Origin of the sequence: Streptomyces sp. QH1-20, from assembly GCF_041283565.1 — a bacterium.
GTDB classification, from domain to species: Bacteria; Actinomycetota; Actinomycetes; order Streptomycetales; family Streptomycetaceae; genus Streptomyces; species Streptomyces syringius.
Genome location: NZ_CP166299.1, coordinates 175,974 through 190,472, shown reverse-complemented (window position 1 = coordinate 190,472; position 14,499 = coordinate 175,974). Strand labels below are relative to the sequence as shown.

Annotated in this window: 16 protein-coding genes and 1 pseudogene; 9 read left to right on the top strand and 8 right to left on the bottom strand. The window is 69.3% G+C overall.

The features are described from left to right. Window positions 1-90: 90 nt before the first annotated feature. Entirely contained in the window at window positions 91-615 is a 525-nt protein-coding gene (locus tag AB8O64_RS00945; RefSeq protein WP_370417246.1) for a DUF2199 domain-containing protein, read from the bottom strand. 399 nt (window positions 616-1,014) lie between these two features. On the opposite strand from AB8O64_RS00945, the gene AB8O64_RS00940 reads away from it, so the two are divergent. Both AB8O64_RS00940 and AB8O64_RS00935 read left to right on the top strand, forming a co-directional pair. Next, window positions 1,015-1,350, top strand: a complete 336-nt coding sequence (locus AB8O64_RS00940; protein ID WP_370424066.1) for a hypothetical protein — start codon at window positions 1,015-1,017, stop codon at window positions 1,348-1,350. Beyond that, window positions 1,263-1,844 (top strand): transposase family protein, encoded by a 582-nt coding sequence (locus tag AB8O64_RS00935; RefSeq protein ID WP_370423760.1) that lies wholly within the window; start codon window positions 1,263-1,265, stop codon window positions 1,842-1,844. The genes AB8O64_RS00940 and AB8O64_RS00935 overlap by 88 nt, the downstream gene beginning before the upstream one ends. A gap of 10 nt (window positions 1,845-1,854) precedes the next feature. On the opposite strand, the gene AB8O64_RS00930 is transcribed toward AB8O64_RS00935, so the two are convergent. From AB8O64_RS00930 to AB8O64_RS00920, 3 genes and pseudogenes are all read right to left on the bottom strand, one after another. Next, complete coding sequence (locus AB8O64_RS00930; RefSeq protein WP_370417244.1) at window positions 1,855-2,403, bottom strand: putative immunity protein; 549 nt, start codon at window positions 2,401-2,403, stop codon at window positions 1,855-1,857. Window positions 2,404-2,494: 91 nt separating this feature from the next. Continuing rightward, window positions 2,495-2,979 (bottom strand): annotated as a pseudogene (locus tag AB8O64_RS00925) (IS5 family transposase); the annotation flags it as partial. A gap of 27 nt (window positions 2,980-3,006) precedes the next feature. Next, window positions 3,007-3,372, bottom strand: a complete 366-nt coding sequence (locus AB8O64_RS00920) for a hypothetical protein (protein ID WP_370417242.1) — start codon at window positions 3,370-3,372, stop codon at window positions 3,007-3,009. 243 nt (window positions 3,373-3,615) lie between these two features. Between AB8O64_RS00920 and AB8O64_RS00915 the strand changes: the two genes are divergently transcribed. Both AB8O64_RS00915 and AB8O64_RS00910 read left to right on the top strand, forming a co-directional pair. Then, a complete protein-coding gene (locus AB8O64_RS00915) occupies window positions 3,616-4,671 on the top strand; it encodes a hypothetical protein (RefSeq protein WP_370417240.1) in 1,056 nt (351 codons plus the stop codon). Window positions 4,672-4,957: 286 nt separating this feature from the next. After that, window positions 4,958-5,533, top strand: a complete 576-nt coding sequence (locus AB8O64_RS00910) for a hypothetical protein (protein WP_370417238.1) — start codon at window positions 4,958-4,960, stop codon at window positions 5,531-5,533. Window positions 5,534-6,005: 472 nt separating this feature from the next. Here the strand turns inward: AB8O64_RS00910 and AB8O64_RS00905 are convergent, their stop codons facing one another. From AB8O64_RS00905 to AB8O64_RS00895, 3 genes are all read right to left on the bottom strand, one after another. After that, a complete protein-coding gene (locus AB8O64_RS00905) occupies window positions 6,006-6,569 on the bottom strand; it encodes a GNAT family N-acetyltransferase (RefSeq protein WP_370417236.1) in 564 nt (187 codons plus the stop codon). Between the two features lie 87 nt (window positions 6,570-6,656). Then, window positions 6,657-7,103: a hypothetical protein gene (locus AB8O64_RS00900; RefSeq protein WP_370417234.1), complete on the bottom strand. Its 447-nt coding sequence runs from the start codon at window positions 7,101-7,103 to the stop codon at window positions 6,657-6,659. A gap of 50 nt (window positions 7,104-7,153) precedes the next feature. After that, entirely contained in the window at window positions 7,154-8,383 is a 1,230-nt protein-coding gene (locus AB8O64_RS00895; RefSeq protein ID WP_370417232.1) for an MFS transporter, read from the bottom strand. Window positions 8,384-8,731: 348 nt separating this feature from the next. Here AB8O64_RS00895 and AB8O64_RS00890 point away from each other — a divergent pair, with 348 nt between their 5' ends. Continuing rightward, a complete protein-coding gene (locus AB8O64_RS00890) occupies window positions 8,732-9,220 on the top strand; it encodes a hypothetical protein (protein ID WP_370417230.1) in 489 nt (162 codons plus the stop codon). Between the two features lie 57 nt (window positions 9,221-9,277). Here AB8O64_RS00890 and AB8O64_RS00885 read toward each other — a convergent pair whose 3' ends face one another. Next, complete coding sequence (locus tag AB8O64_RS00885) at window positions 9,278-9,499, bottom strand: response regulator transcription factor (protein WP_209513287.1); 222 nt, start codon at window positions 9,497-9,499, stop codon at window positions 9,278-9,280. 117 nt (window positions 9,500-9,616) lie between these two features. Here AB8O64_RS00885 and AB8O64_RS00880 point away from each other — a divergent pair, with 117 nt between their 5' ends. The 4 genes from AB8O64_RS00880 to AB8O64_RS00865 all read left to right on the top strand — a co-directional run bounded on the left by AB8O64_RS00880 (window position 9,617) and on the right by AB8O64_RS00865 (window position 14,491). After that, on the top strand, window positions 9,617-11,620 hold the full coding sequence (locus AB8O64_RS00880) for a prolyl oligopeptidase family serine peptidase (RefSeq protein WP_370417228.1): 2,004 nt from the start codon (window positions 9,617-9,619) through the stop codon (window positions 11,618-11,620). Between the two features lie 156 nt (window positions 11,621-11,776). Beyond that, complete coding sequence (locus AB8O64_RS00875; RefSeq protein ID WP_370417226.1) at window positions 11,777-12,829, top strand: chitinase; 1,053 nt, start codon at window positions 11,777-11,779, stop codon at window positions 12,827-12,829. Window positions 12,830-12,862: 33 nt separating this feature from the next. After that, window positions 12,863-13,786, top strand: coding sequence for an AraC family transcriptional regulator (locus AB8O64_RS00870; protein ID WP_370423759.1), 924 nt, complete (start codon window positions 12,863-12,865; stop codon window positions 13,784-13,786). Between the two features lie 36 nt (window positions 13,787-13,822). Further along, window positions 13,823-14,491: a dioxygenase gene (locus tag AB8O64_RS00865; RefSeq protein WP_370417224.1), complete on the top strand. Its 669-nt coding sequence runs from the start codon at window positions 13,823-13,825 to the stop codon at window positions 14,489-14,491. The last annotated feature ends 8 nt before the right edge of the window (window positions 14,492-14,499 follow it).

Here is a 14,499-nt window from a genome sequence, read left to right as displayed (position 1 = left end):
TGCGATTACGCGACTGCCGCGCCCCCGCAACCCGGCGGCCTTGTGCACGACACCGACCGCCGGAGGAACGCCCCTGCCCTGCCGCTCAGCTCAGGCGTTGTCGGCGGTGGCGTGGAGCACGGTCTCGGCGATCTCACGGATCCGGTCCAGGGTGATACCGGTTCGCTGTTCAACCGCGAGGGGGTGGTTCGTAGGCTCCAGCTCGATGAGAGGGCGCTGGCCGACTGGGCGGGTGTGGACGTGAGTCTTCAGATCGATGGTGCTGGGGGAGTAGAGGGAGAGATCGGTGCTCAGCCAGCCAAAGTACGGCTCCTCGGCTTCGCGGCCCGCGGTGTCCCATCTGCCCACGGCACGAGCGAAGTTCTCACGGCTCAGGGAAACCCAGACGCCCCAGGAGAACACGGCATCACTGCTGCCAACGACCGGTATTTCGATCAGGCCCTTGACGAAGTAGTGCTGGGCCTGGATGACGCACTGATCCGAGCTGAGTAGACAGTCCGAACGATCGGAGAATCTCTCGTCCCACACGTAGGGCGCGGTGGTCGAGTATGCCATCGGGAGCTCCGGGTGCTGTGCTCCGCAGCACGAGCAGGTGAAACCGGCATCGTTGGTCATGGCTGGCAGCCTAATCGGCCCGGGAGGCGCCACCTTGTCCGGGCCTTGGACGGCTGCCTGGGCAGGTAGGCGGCCGGGCGGTGATGCTGATCCCGCACCGTGCGCCGGACGTGGAGGGAGTCCATGCCCCCGCCGGACTACCAGCGCGTTTTCGCCGCTGTGCGGCAGGCCGCCGGGCCGGTCATGGCCCGGCAGGTCGGCGAGGTGCTGGCGGGGCGACGTCGCCGTGAGGTCTAAGCTGGAATCACTGCGCGGGAGGATGGTCAGGCTGACTGACCGCCGCTGGCTGCGCAAACTGCCCGACGGCTGGTTCACCATCTGCCTGTGACCGGGGACACTACGCCCGGAGTGGTGTGCCGCTGGCGTAACCACGGTGCCCTCGGCGGCCGTTGGATTCGTGTGACGAAAACCAAAGAATGCGCCGAGGGCACCTGCCTGCTTGTCCACCAGTGCCGTCTGCCGCTGTCCACGTGGACCGTCAACCACCTCGCCGGTCTGTTGCGCCGCCATCTGAAGGCGATCCGTTCCAGGTGGCGAGCCCTGCCGCACGGACGCATCGCGGTGATCGTTCTGGCCGTGCTGCGCCACGACCAGCGCCTGGCCGACATGGCCGGCGGCAACAACGTGTCCGAGTCCACCGTCCGCCGCTGGCGCGACGAACTGATCGGACTGCTCGCCGCGCAGGCTCCGCGCCTGGACCGCGCCCTGAAGAAGGTCGCCAGGCAAGGCGGGTAGGTCGTCCTGATCGACGGCACCCCCACCCAGCGCCGGGCCGGGAAGGCCGACCGGCGGAACTACGCCGGCAACACCGCAGCCACGGCCTGCACTTCCCTGCCCTGACCGACGGGAAAGGCCGCCTGACCTGGATATCCGCAGCCCGGCCCGGCCGCACCCACAACCTCATCCTGGCCCACTTGCGCGCCATCGGCCTCGGCGCTCTCGCGGGTCTCGGCTTCCGCGGCCTGGACAACGACGTCCGCGACCCCGTGATCGTCACGGTCTTCCATGCCAGCCGCGCCCACAAGCTCACCGCCGGTCAGAAGAACGCCAACCGAGTCCTCGCCGTCGGACGGGCACCGGTCGAGCACGGTTTCGGCCACCTCAAGAACTGGCGGATCCTTGCCAAGCTCCGCACCGATCCCGCCCGCGCCACCCGGCTCCTGCGAGCCCTGCTTGTCCTGACAAACCTCGAAGCCAACCGCCGACGTAGGTGGGGCCGCACCGTCTGAACGTTCAAAGTCACTCAGCGAGGGTGAGTGAACGAAGGTCAGCGTCCAGCATGCGGATCAACTCACCAACCCGCCCGCCGCCACTCGGCGCCGTCGGGAAGCGTTTGAGCACGTCAACGACGACCGGCGTCGCACGATGCAGCATCTGCTCAAGATGTTTGGCACCAACGCTCCGATCATCGTCGGCGACAAGTTCGACCGCTCTGGCCGCGTATGCGCCAGCTCCGAGAATGTGCTTGACCTGGGTGGCCTTGGCCAGCGGATGCAGGTACGCGGCGCCTGCCGCAGACATCGCTGCCCGAGCCGCCTCGCGCGCAGCCGCAGTGTCCGCGCTCTTGGCTGCCTTGAGTGCCGCCCACGCTCTGTCGCGCAGAGTCTTCCCTCGCTCACCACCTCGAGCGAACTCCCACGCCGCGCCGATAGCGTCTCGAGGCCGCAAGTCGTCCGGTTGATCGCTCTCGAATACCTCGAGTACCACTTCCGCGCATGCTGCAGCGAACGCGGTGACCTCACGAAGATCTTGCTTACTCAGATCGATCTCGCTCACTTCCCCTGTCATGACTCCATCCTCGACCATTGCGCTGGACAGCCAAGCGGCTGGGGCGGCTCTGGGCTAGGCCGTTTCCTTTGGATCACCTCGCTGAAAACACGGGTGCGTCACCGGCTTGTCCAGGTGTGATCACGAAGGCCAGGGGCCGGCAGCGACTGTCGGCGGCGAGGTGGATCTTTGTGGTCAGTCCGCCACGGGAGCGCCCGAGGGCATGATCGTGCGGCTCGCCAGCCGGGGCCCCTTTTGACGGGCTCCGGCGGCGTGCTGGTGGGCCCTGACGACGGTGGAATCGACCGCGACGACCCATTCAAGGTCGCCTTCGGCGTCGGCCTGAGCGAGCAGAGCGGTGAAGACCTTTTCCCAGGTCCCGTCGGCAGCCCACTTCCGCAGCCGATTGTGGGCGCCCTTCCAGGACCCGAACTGCTCGGGTAGATCCATCCACGGCGTGCCCGTCCGGTACTTGAACGCGATCGCGTCGATCACCTGCCGGTGATCACGCCACCGACCACCCCGCTTCGGCGTCCCCTCCGGCAATAACGGCTCGATGCGCGCCCACTGCGCGTGAGTCAACGACACACCCGACAAACGATCAGATGATCCGAAGGATACTGCTCAACTGCCTTGGCGCTGCTGACGCTCTCGAAGCCGCTGCACATGCCTGGCGTACTGCCCGGCCCGCGACCTCTGAGCTCGATCGATCAAAAGCACTTGGGGATCCGCCGCGCGCTCGTACAACTCGACTTCGAAAGGGTCTGCGTCCACCTCGACAAGCCGTGCCAACGCGTCCCGATCCAGCTCAGCCGTCGGACGCACGCGAACCTCGTCCCTCCAGACCTGACCGCTCGCTTCGGCTTCATCCACCTCGCCAATAAATGTGCGGGCAGGCCGCATGCGGACTCCTCCGAACCAAGTCCCGAAAGAGACGGCCTGTTCCACCACCGCACCCGTGGCCTCACGCCAGCCCGCCACGTAGTCCACGACGCGTACCACGCTTCCGCACCAACCAGGCGGCCAAGACCTCAGCCTCAGATCCTGCTTTGCCACTCTCTCTGGCAGGTAAGGAACAGGTAGACGATGCGAGGGCAAGGGAAGAGCCATCGCATAGCGAGTATCGCCACGCTCGGAAGGCAGGCCACTCGGGCCCCTTGGGTAAACCTACTTAGCTCTGATTGAGCACGCCGCCCCTGTCGACCAGCCTGTCCCATAAGGTGGGATCGCCTTATGGAGACACACCCGCCCCAGGAATCGATCGCCGACCCTGCGTCCATCCCGACCGCCACGGTGAGCCGCAAGGTGGTCGTGCGGCGCTGGCTCATCGGCTTGGCTGCAGTCGGAGTGATCTGGGGGACGTGCTCGGCTGTGTCCGACTTCCTCGAGGACCTCCAAGGCGGCCCCGTACGGTCTGTAGCGGACTACCGCAAGCAAGACACCAAGACCCGCGAAGCCGGAAGGCGGGCTATCGGCGAACTGCGGCCGGGCGCCGCTGACGCGAACCTGGAAAGAGGAGAAGACAGCACCTCATGTGTCGACGACCTGGGGTTTGACCGGGGCGGTGTGACCCGGGAGCAGCCCCGCTACGAGTGGGGCCTGCGGTACTCCAGCAAGGCCGACTATCTGGCAGACCTGGGCAGGCTCCGTACCACCTGGGAGCACCGTGGCTGGAAGACATACGACGTACCGCCACCCGAGCCGCCGAACCGCGAAAGCACCCTCCCTGACTGGCCGGGCATACGAACCACCGACGACCATGGCATCGCCATCAGGATCAGCCTCGACTGGTACTCAGGAAAACCGACTCTGTCGACCGACGGCGGCTGCATCCGCTACGACCGTGATGACACGGTCACCGCGCGCAAACGCACTGGCGCCGCTGACGGAAGGCGACCGAGGCGAGAGGGCACCATCACCTACGGCGACGGCGTCCAGGTCTCCATCGGTCCCGTCCAGCCCATCACGCCGACGCCGGAGATGACAGGCGATGCCCCGCCGGCCGCTCACACCTACCGCGTAGTCGTCAGAGTGACGAATCGAAGCGGCGCTCCGGTGGAGCTGAACAGTCGCGGCATCGGGAGTTACAAGGGGGCGAACCCGGGTGTCAAGTGGCTTGCCGGTTACCCAGCGGAACTCCAGGCGGGCAGCCGGAACGAGGTGGCGGAAGGTACGTCGACGCGCCTGGAATACGTACTCACAGCGCAGGCCAAGCCCGCACACCTGGAGATCACGTACGGCCCTGGCAAGCTCCACACGCGCTACCCGTGGCTTCTCTCTGTCGCGTAGGGCTGTAGGCAGGGCGAACGAGACAGTCGGCAGCTTGACGCGGGAAGCAGGTGTGCCGAGCCAAGCCGGATTCGGCTCAGCCGGCGGCCGCCCAGAGAGCCCTGGAGGACGGGGCGGCGGTTACTGCGACCCTTGGGGTTGGGTGATCAGAGCTTCTCGCCGGTGTGTACTCGACTCCACGCCTGGGGGAGAGGTCGCCTCCGAAACCGCCCCTCGCCGCCTCTTTTCCTGAGGCCGGCTGGGGAGACGCAAGGCGAATACTTCGGCCCTGTCGTACGGTACCGGCATGGTTACTGCAGAGGAGATGAAGTCTGTTGAGCACGACCTGGCGAGTGGCGAGTGGGTGCCGAGTGAGAGCGAACGCGCTCTGGGCCGCGCGCTCTTGGAGTGCCATGACCGGCTGGAGTGCGCCCCCTGTCCGGCGGATATGCGGCCCGGCCGTGACACGTGGGATCTGTGGCTGACACAGGGCCTGGATGTCCGTGTGCTGCTGGCTCGCGAGATCTCCAAGGTGCTCCTGCCGCGGTGGCGGGGCGAGCTGGAGGGAAGCCGGATATTCCGTCTGGCAGAGGCCTACACCCAAGCACTCGCTCCGGTCTTCCCGCACGCCGAACGTCTCCTGGCTGCATGGCAGACCTCAGCGCCTGGGGCGCCTACCCCAGACCGGGTGGCGCAAGAAGCAACCTACCTGGGCCTCACGCTTGCTGAAGCTGAAAGAGACCTGCGATACCAGGAGATCTGGTCCTGGGAACTAACGCAGCTTCGCCCAGACAAGCGGCATGAGGTGGAGGTCGCCCTGGAGGACACGCGGTCGGTTGGGAAGGTCATCTATGCCGCCGTCGCCGGCAGCCACCGGCCATGACCGTTTGAGGCCAGTGTGCCCAGGGGGGCACCGGCTCCCGGGTGGCCGCCGCCGACACGGCCGACGAGGCATGCACCGCGCTCTCCTCGCTGCATGGGGCCGGGCCCGCACGGCCGGACCCACATGACGCCCTGTCCAGCCTTGTCGTCCTCGTCACCACAGTGAGGACGTCGATGCACTCAATACCTGCGCCCAGACTCTGGGGTGCGCCACGCCGCGAGACGCCGGCGCTGGTAGTCGGCCACCTTGTACAGGTGCGGCAAAACGACTACCGCTCCCGCCACCGCGGCGCCGGCCCGGATGTCCTGAACGGCTACCGCGCAGTGATCACCGCCGTGTCCACAGACGACAGGTGCAGATCACCTGTCGGCGGGAGGACCCCAGCGGCACTGTCCGCTATCAGCAAGCGTGGATGCCCCCCGCTCAGATCAGCCAGGGCGCCCTCAGCCCGGGCCACGCAATGACGACACGGTCACCCAGCCGCTTCGCGTAGCTTGCGCCATTCCGGCGCCAGCACCGACCAGATCTCCATGTCGTGGCGTACGCCGCGGAACAGGTTGCTCTCCCGCAGCACCGCGTCCCGCACCATCCCCAGCCTCTGGGCGACGTTGATGCTCGCGGTATTGGCGGAGGCCGCCAGCCACTCCACGCGGTGGATCCCGCGTGCGTCGACCGCCCAGTCGATGAGCACCCTGATCGCGCGCGTGACCAGCCCGCGGCCGACGGCCGACTCCTCCAGCCAGCAGCCGACCTCGCAGGTGCCGGCTCCGGCGTCGAAGGTGCGGAAGAGGACACCACCGACGAGCGTGCCGTCCGCCCAGATGCCGTAGATACGGCCGCTGTCGGCGGCCTTCTTGTCCGCGTACAACTGGAGGAACGCGGTCGCGGACGCGAGGTCGACGGCGCGGTCCGCCAGCGCGATATGGCGCCCGATGTACTCGCGGGACCGGTTGATGTGGGCCAGGTACTCCTCGGCGTTCCACGGCTCCAGAGGCCGCAGCTCGGCACCGTCGTCTCCCAGCGATATCGCGAACATCTTGCCCCTCCACGCCGTGTACGTAACAACGGCTCAACCTCTGCGGAGGCGCTGGAGTTCCCGAGGACCGCGGTGACCGCCGCTCGGTCACCGAGCCACGACGTAGGCCCGTACGCCGGCTCCCGTGTGCAGCTTGAGCGGATGTCCGAAGGCGCCGCGCGGGGTCGGCGGGCACAGGACGGTGCCCAGGTCCACGTAATCCCCGTGGTCGAGGAGAGCCGCACGGAGCTCCTGGTGGGAGGCGGTGGGCAGGAGGTCCAGGAGACGGGCGGGGAGGGAGCCCAGGTCCTCTCCCGTCCACGAGTGGACCCGGGCCACGGAGTCGCCCGGCGCGGCCCTTTCCTGTACCAGGACGCCCGCGCCGTCGTGGCTCTGCAGGAGGAGGGCCCACAGGGTGCGTTCCACGACGTCGCGCGGGAGCGCGAACAGGTGCCGCGCCAAGGCGTTGTCGGAGCCGGAGAAGGCGTGGAACTCGGCCGCGGCCGGAGGGGCCGGGGCCCCGGTGGTCGAAGCAGAAGAGGGTGCGACGGTCATGGTCATCCGCCTTGCTCGGCCGGTCGGGTGGGACGGTCAGGTGAGCCGGGTCAACTGCGGCCGGTGGGGGATTCCACCGACTTTTCCGCGGCCGACGGGCGGAGCCGCGGAGGTTTCCTCACGACGGTCACGGCCATGGAAGCCGCGGCGAGCAGCGCCGCCGCGGCGGCGGTCAGTGCGCCGAACCCGGGGGAGACGTGCTGGACGACCACACCCGTGACGAAGCTTCCGGCCGCGAAGCCCACCCAGTTGGACGCGACCAGCACCGCGAAGGCCTGCGCCCGGGTGGCGGCCGAGGCGTACTCGCCGACCAGGACCGTCTCGATGGCGTCGGCCGGCCCGTTGACGAAACCGATGGCCACCAGCAGGGCGAGGGTGAGCAGGGTGCCCGGCCCCGGCCCCAGGGCCAGGATGCACCCGCCGTACAGGGCGAGGGCGGCCGTGAGCTGCGCCGGGCCGCTGCCGGGCAGCCGCAGGCCGCCGTACAGGAAGCTGCCCAGTACGCCGCCGCAGGCGAGCGCGGCGAGGAACAGCCCGGCGTGGGTGCCGAGCTCGCCCGCGTGTGCCGTCACCGACACCTGTACCCCGCCGATCGCGAACGCGGCGGCGGCCACGACGAGTTGGATGTGCACCTGCCGCCGGTTCCAGTCGATGCGCATTCCCGGCCCCGTCAGCGGTGGTCGTTCCCGGTCCACGAGCCGTACCGCCGGTGCCGCCCGCAGCCACAGCACCCCGATGGCGGACACGGCGGCCGTGACCACGACGGCGTACAGCGCGGGCAGCACCATGACGGTGGCGGCCACCAGCAGCGGGCCGCAGACGAAGACACTCTCGGTCAGGAGCCCGCACAGGGCGAAGAGGGTCTTGCGGTCCTCCTCCCCGGCAACCACCGCCATGTACACCGCGTTGGAGATCGCGGCCGCCGGGGGAGTGGCGGCACCGGCGAGAAACGCCGCCGGCACCAGCAGGGCCGGCCACGCCGACGCGGCGACGAGCGCCACGAACAGGCCGAAGGAGAGGGACTGCAAAGAGGCCGACCAGGCCAGGGCGGTCCGGGCGCCGTGCCGGTCCGCGACCCGGCCCCACACCGGTGAGGTGAAGGCGAGGGCGACGGCGTAGGCACCGGAAACGGAGCCGGCGTTGGCGTAGCTGCCGCTGGCGTCCTTGGCGACGAGCAGCAGCGCCAGACTGACCATGCCGGACAGCATGCGGCAGACGAAGGCGGCCGCCACCACACGTGCGATACCCGGGTGGGCGAGCGCCGTTCGGTACCGTGCCATGACTGCCATCCCGGGCCACCTCCACCGAGCGGGTGTCCTGCCGACGGTCGGACGCTACCCGGCGAGCGGTGATCCGGGAAGTGAGGCGGAGAACCCCCGACGGAATTCGCCCCGAGGGATGTACACGAAGGGGCGTACGCAAAGTGGTGTACGCGGCGGGAGCGGCTCGGTGTGTTCACGGACCGGTAGGTCACCGACAGGGAAATGCCGGGCATCGCCTGCCTACCGGTAGGGGACTAGCGTGGCGAACCTCAAGCGGCCCATCCGGAAAACTCCATTCGGAACATCGACCCGCAACGTCCACCCGGAAACACATCCGGAAATCCGGACCACGGAGGTACCGCCGCAATGACCACCCAATCAACCCGCGCCGCACAGCACATCACCGCCGCGACGGCCCAGGCATGCAAGACGGCGGCATGGGACTGCCAGTCGCACGTCTTCATGGGCTCGCCGGAAACGGTGATCGAGAATCTGGCCGGCCTGCCCGACGAGCTCGTGGGCCGGCGGGTGTACATGCTCCTTGTCCAGGGCGACAGCCACGCCGAGGCCCGTATCTTCGAGCGCTTCAACCTGGAGGACACCGAGGGCACCGTCTCGAGCTGGGCCGAGGACGACATGCACGGCATGGTCAGCCAGATCACCGAAGTGCTCGTCGCCAACCGCGGTGTGCACTGTCCCGGTGAGCAGGTCAAGGCCACCCTCGAGAGCACGCGTGAGATCCACGTCGGCGCCCCGGCACCCGCGCCCAAGTCCACGGCCGAGGCGTTCACCCCGCTCGTCGAGGGCTTCAAGCACGACAAGTTCGTCCGGGCCACCGTGATGGTCCTCTGCTGACGGCATCGCGGCGGACGCACCGACCATCTCTTCCGCCGCTCATGGCAGCGTGTCGGCTCAGCCCTCGCGGGCGTCCGGCACGCTGCACGGAATCCCGCCCTCCATGAGCCATTTGGCCACCAGAGCAGCCCGGTTGTGCACATTGTGCCGGTCGTAGAGACGCTGAAGATGCGATTCGACCGTGCGCGTGGACATATCCAGCTGCCGGGCTATTTCCTTGTTGCAACAGCCCGACACGATCAAAGAGAGGATCTGTTCCTGTTTGGGGCTCAGGTGCACGGGACTCTCCCTCAAAAGAGGATCTTGGCGAACCGGGGTGATCCCCGGCGAGCGCGGTGCACATGACCTGCTGTCAACAGCGTGGATTATTCCATGTGCCTCCCCACAGGAGAAGCCGTGGCCGAGTTCCCGACCCCCGCCCCCCTTCCCTACGGCGCCTGGCCCTCTCCGCTCACCGCCGGGATCGTGGCCCGGGCGCGGTTGCGCCTGGACTTCCCTCTCGCGGCCAGCGGCCGTGTGTGGTGGCAGGAGTCCCTGCCGACGGAGGGCGGTCGGACGACGGTCGTCGAGTACACCCCCGGCGGCGGCAACCGGGAGCTGATCCCGGCGCCCTGGGACGCCCGCAGCCGCGTCCACGAGTACGGCGGGCTGTCCTACCTGCCGGTGCGGTCACCACGGGACGGCAGTCGGCAGATCGTGTTCGCCCAGTTCACCGACCAGCGGCTCTACCTCACCGCACCGCGCGGGCAGCCGCCGGTACCGCTCACGCCCGAACCGGCCGCGCCCGCCGCGCTGCGCTACGCGGACTTCGCGCTCTCTCCCGACGGCCGGGAGGTGTGGTGCGTGCACGAACGGCACGACGACCCGGGCGGGATCACCCGCTCCATCGTGGCGGTTCCACTCGACGGCTCCGCCGCCGGGGCGCCGGGCGCCCTCCGCGAACTGGCGGTAGGAGCGGACTTCTTCGCCTACCCCACCCCCTCGCCGGACGGCCGGCACCTGGCGTGGATCTCCTGGAACCACCCCGACATGCCGTGGGACGCCACCGAGCTGCGGATCGGCCCGGCCGACCGGGCGGGACCGACCACCGGCCGACCGGTCATGGGGGCCGGACCCGTCCGGGAGTCGGTGCTCGCACCGTGCTGGCGCGACACACACACCCTCTACGCGGTTTCCGACCGCTCGGGCTGGTGGAACCTCTACGAGGTGGATCTGGCGGAGTACGCGCGGCCCCGCGCCCTGTACCCGGCGGAGGAGGAGTACGGTCACCCGCTGTGGGACCTGGGCGGCCGCCCCTTCGCTCCCCTCGCCGACGGGCGCCTCGCCGTCGTCCACGGACGGGGTGATCAGCGGCTGGCCCTGCTGGATGCGAAGACCGGCACCCTGACCGACCTCGACTGCGGATACCCCGTGTTCTCCCCGGCGCTGTCCACCGACCGTGCCTTCGTCGTCGGGCTGGCGGGCGGCCCTACGACACCGCCCTGCGTCGTACGGGTCGACACCACCACCGGCGTGGCCGAGGAACTCCGCCGCGAACTCGACGTTCTCCCCGACCCGGCGTATCTGCCCGCCCCTCGCCCGGCCGAGTTCCGCGACGCGTCCGGTCAGGTGGTGCACGCGTCCGTCTACCCGCCGTCCCACCCCACGGCCCGGGCGCCCGAGGGCGAGCTGCCGCCGTATGTGGTGTGGGTCCACGGCGGGCCGACCGGCAGCGAGTCCGGGGTGGTGGATCTCGCCAAGGCCTACTTCACCAGCCGTGGCATCGGTGTCATCGCCGTGGACCACAGCGGTTCGAGCGGCTACGGCCGTGCCTACCGCGAACGGCTCAAGGGGCAGTGGGGCGTGGTGGACGTCGCGGATGTCGTCATGGCGGCCCGTCAACTCGCGGCACGCGGTGAGGCCGACGGCAGGCGCCTTGCCGTACGCGGCCCGTCGGCCGGTGGCTGGACGGCACTCGCCGCCGTCACCACGGGCATCGCGGCCCACGGGCCGGTGTTCCGGGCCGCCACCTCCTATTTCGGCGTCGCGGATCCCAGGCTTCTCGTCGCCCAGCTGCACGACTTCGAGTCCCGCTATCTCGACGGCCTCATCGGCCCGCTGCCCGCCTGTGCCGACCGCTACCGACAGCGATCGCCGCTGGGCCATGTCACCGCCGGCACCTGCCCGGTGCTGCTGCTGCACGGCACGGACGACCCCGTCGTGCCGCCCGCCCAGGCGGAGGCGCTGGTCAGGGAGCTGGGGGAGCAGGGCATCGGCCATCTACACCTGGCCTTCGCCGACGAGTCCCACGGTTTCCGCAAGGCCGAAACGATCGCCCGGGCTCTGGAGACGGAACTGGCCTTCTACGGCAGGACCCTCGGCTTCGATCCGCCCGATGTGCCACCGGTGGAACTGTCCTGACCTCACGGGGCGCCGGAGCCGGCGACGGCGACCGCTTCCCCGAGTTGGTACAGACCTATTGACGCCATGTCAGGGCCGCCCTACGTTCGAAGACATCCGGGCGCGCACCGCTCGTCCCGCCATCGGCTGCCTCTCCGGGTGGAAGGGAGAGAAGCAATGGTCGGTCGGATCTCACCGCTGCCGGGCCTCGCCCTGGCCCTGGCCCTCGTCGCCCAGGTGCCGCTCGCCCCGACGGCGAGCGCGTCGGCCGAGGAGACCTGCGCGGTCAAGTCGAAGCCCACGGGCAAGGTGCTCCAGGGGTACTGGGAGAACTGGGACGGCGCCGCGAACGGCGTCCACCCGCCCTTCGGATGGACACCGATGACGGACCCCCGCATCCGCGAACACGGCTACAACGTGATCAATGCGGCGTTCCCGGTGATCCGCCCGGACGGCACCGTCCTGTGGGAGAACGGGATGGACGCGACGGTGAAGGTCGCGACCCCCGCCGAGATGTGCCAGGCCAAGGCGGCCGGTGCCACGATCCTGATGTCCATCGGCGGCGCGACGGCCGGCATCGACCTCAGCTCCAGTACTGTCGCCGACCGGTTCGTCGAGACGGTCGTGCCGATCCTGAAGACATTCAACTTCGACGGCATCGACATCGACATCGAGACGGGTCTCACCGGCAGTGGCGACATCAACAGACTGTCGGCCTCGCAGGCCAACCTCGTTCGCATCATCGACGGCGTGCTCGCCCGGATGCCCTCGAATTTCGGCCTCACCATGGCGCCCGAAACCGCCTACGTCACCGGGGGCAGCGTGACCTACGGCTCGATCTGGGGCGCCTATCTGCCGGTGGTGAAGAAGTACGCGGACAACGGCCGCCTGTGGTGGCTGAACATGCAGTACTACAACGGCAACATGTACGGCTGCGCCGGCGACTCCTACTCCGCCGGGACGGTCAAGGGGTTCACCGCGCAGACGGACTGCCTGAACAAGGGCCTCGTCGTCCAGGGCACCACCATCAAGGTCCCCTACGACAAACAGGTCCCCGGACTGCCGGCCCAGCCCGGCGCCGGAGGCGGCCACATGGCGCCGCACCTCGTGGCGCAGGCCTGGAACACCTACAACAACCAACTCAAGGGACTGATGACCTGGTCACTCAACTGGGACGGCTCGAAAGGGTGGACGTTCGGCAATAACGTCAAGGCCCTGCAAGGCCGCTGAGGCCGGGCCGTGAGCACACGAACGCACGACGGAATGCCACCCGCCGACCCCGTGCCCCTGCACCGGCTGACGCTCCCGCCACCGCAGGTCCCGCCCTTCACCATCGGCTCCTTCGACGCCTTCGGCCCCGACTCCCGCGCGGGCTATCCGCACCGGCACTCCTTCTACGAGATCGTCTACGTGACCGCGGGCTCGGGCGGCCACGTCATCGACCTCGTCCGCCGACCGCTGCGCCCTCCGCACCTGTGCGTTCTGCTGCCGGGACAGGTGCACTACTGGGACCGGGTCCGCGGCCTGCGGGGTGTGCTGATGCTGTTCACCGACGACTTTCTCCTGGCCCGCCCCGGCGACCGGCAGCTCCTGCGCGCCCTCGGCGAGCGGTCATGGCTGCACCTGCCTCCCGGAACGGGCGGCAGCGACGCCGCGGGTCTGGGTGCGTTGATCCGGGCGATGGAGCGGGAGTTCACCGACCGGGCCGACGGCTGCGCCTCCGTGCTCGCGGCGTATCTGCACATCCTGCTGGTCCACGCGCTGCGCCTGCCCGGCGCCGCCCCGCGGCCCGACGCGGCCACGGGGCGAGCCGCGGGCGTCTCCCGGCAGTTCGGCCTGCTGCTCACCGAGACCGCCGGGGCCGCCGGGTGGTCGGTCGGAGCGTATGCCGCGCGGCTCGGGGTCTCGGTCGGCTATCTGAACGAGGCCGTCAAACGGACCACGGGCCGGACCCCCGGCGAGCTGGTCCGCGCGGCCAGGACGCTCGAGGCGAAGCGGCTGCTGGCCGGCTCCGACCTCGGAGTCGGCCAGGTCGCCCGGCGGGTGGGGTTCTCCGACCCCGCGTACTTCTGCCGCTTCTTCCGACGCGAGGCCGGGGTGAGCCCCGGGGAGTTCCGCCGCACGGCGGACGGGAATCACCACGTTCACCGAACGGAGTCCATCGATCCGCACGGCCCGCCGCCCTAGCTTCGTGAGTGAGGTACTCACCCCTGGAGGCAGACCATGGCGGACGAGCACATCCCCACCCACGACACGGAGGCCGAGCGACGGCCGGTCAGTCGTAAGACCCTGGTCAAGGCGACCCTCGTCGCCGTATCCCTGCCCGCGCTGCTCGGCGGCGGCGTGGCCCTGGCCCGCGACCACCGGCCTTCGGACGCGCCCCTGACGCCGACGCCGTTCTGCGACGACGGGGACGATCCCACTCCGCCGCAGACCGAGGGGCCCTACTTCAAGCCACGCTCACCCGAGCGCCTCTCCCTGCTGGAGCCCGGGACGCGGGGCACCCGGCTCACGGTCACCGGCTATGTCTTCGGGCTCACCTGCCGTCCGGTCGCACACGCGCTGCTGGACTTCTGGCAGGCGGACGACGCGGGCGCGTACGACAACCGGGGATTCAGGCTGCGGGGGCACCAATACACCGACGCGCGCGGCGCGTTCACCCTGACGACGATCGTTCCGGGGCTCTATCCGGGACGTACCCGTCATCTCCACGTCAAGGTGCAGGCACCCGGCCGGCCCGTGCTCACCACGCAGCTCTATTTCCCCGGCGAGCCCCGCAACCACACCGACCCGCTCTTCAACGCAGCCCTGCTGATGAACGTCCGTCAGGCCGGACCGGCGAAGCAGGCGAGCTTCGACTTCGTCGTCGACTCCGGCGGCCCCGGCCGGTAGGCCGACCG